General features: G+C 40.8%; 1 protein-coding gene. It reads right to left on the reverse strand.

Annotation, left to right across the window (positions count from 1 at the left end; translation table 11 throughout):
- A partial coding sequence (locus BP861_RS08305; protein ID WP_292374324.1) for a TCP-1/cpn60 chaperonin family protein occupies nucleotides 1-260 on the reverse strand: 260 nt, incomplete at both ends.

The following is a 260-nucleotide window of genomic DNA, read 5'->3' on the forward strand; positions in this document are numbered from 1 at the left end:
CCATATTTCACAGGTTCCCGGATCAGAATAGAAGCAATTGCCTTTTCTCTGACAGCAATAAACACAAAATTCTCCCCATTCTTCTTTTCAACCCTTATACTGTCTGCTTTACCAAGATCATATGGATAAATCTCATCATGCTGGGTCATCAGAGTCGTGCCTGTAGCTTCTGCAAGCTTTTCGAGGTCTTTCATCTTCAGTTTCTTGAAAGCCAGGATATTATTGTCTCGAAGCAGGGTTTCTATATACGGATCAATGTC

This window comes from Methanosarcina sp. UBA411 (assembly GCF_002495725.1).
In the GTDB taxonomy this organism is placed as follows: Archaea; Halobacteriota; Methanosarcinia; order Methanosarcinales; family Methanosarcinaceae; genus Methanosarcina.